The sequence below is a fragment of the Pseudomonas sp. 05T35 genome (assembly GCF_056396605.1).
On sequence record NZ_JBFTLU010000767.1, the window covers coordinates 1 to 1,082 of the forward strand.

At 51.3% G+C, this 1,082-nt stretch carries 1 protein-coding gene and 1 pseudogene; both read left to right on the top strand.

Translation table 11 applies throughout. The features are described 5' to 3' along the window. Window positions 1-455, top strand: a 455-nt coding sequence (locus AC1DH9_RS29665; RefSeq protein WP_477809396.1) for a fimbrial biogenesis chaperone, incomplete at its 5' end; no start/stop codon positions are given. A 37-nt stretch (window positions 456-492) separates the two neighbouring features. Further along, window positions 493-1,082, top strand: a pseudogene (locus AC1DH9_RS29670) (fimbrial protein); the annotation flags it as partial.

The following is a 1,082-nucleotide window of genomic DNA, read 5'->3' on the forward strand; positions in this document are numbered from 1 at the left end:
GCCAGGAGCGCCACCTGCTGCGAATTTTTTATGTCGGTGAAGGCCTGCCCGACGATCGCGAGTCGCAGCTTTGGCTGAACATCATGGAAATCCCCCTCAAGCCGGAAAACCCGGACAGCGTGCAGTTTGCAATCCGTCAGCGCTTGAAACTCTTTTATCGCCCTCCCGACCTTCAAGGCTCCGCGTCCGAAGCCGTGCAAAAACTGATCTGGAAAAAGCCGGACGGGCAACGAATTGAAATAAGAAATCCGAGTCAGTTTCACCTTTCCCTGGTTGATGTAGGAATCGGCTCGGGCAGCCATACACAGAAGCTTTCCGAGTATGTATTTCTGAAACCCGGAGAAGACCGGCTTATCGAAACGCCAACAATCGCTATCAGCGCTGACACAAAAATAACCTTTACCGAAATCACCGACATTGGTTTGCAAACTCGCCATAGCGCAAACCTTCAGTAATGCATCACGCGTGCCCTCACCGCAGGATATTCATTCCATGTCACCCGCTAAAAAGYTTCTACTGACCTCACTGCTTGCCTTCGCTGCCAGCCCCGCCACCAGTTTCGCGCTGTCCTGCAAAGAAGATKAGACTGAATCTGCCAGCATCAAGGAAGCATTGGGAACAGCACTTGCCGTCCCCGCCGACGCTCCAGACGGAACGATTATCTGGGAGTCAGCCTCCAAGTCAATCAATGTCATATGCGCCGATGACTATGAAAGAGGTCCTGAAGAGATCTACTTCCACATTAATCCGGCAAACGTAAGTATCGGTAATGGTATTCGTATAGGTATACGTTACAATTCTGCGCCTATCACCCAGAGCAACGGTAAAGTCAGCACCGACATATCCTCCCACCTCGGCTGCAACTGGGCCAACTGCACAGGCTGGAACAAAGCAAAATTCCCCCTGAGCTTCAGTGTTTTCATCGAAAAATACGGCCCTACCCCATCTTCGGGACAAGCCAGTACACTCACTGAATACCGGGTCTTTCAATTGGACGGCGCGGGCGACCTCAATCCAAAGCCCAACACTAACCTCAACTATGTCGTGACGGGAATAAACAACATTCGCTTCGTACCTTGTAC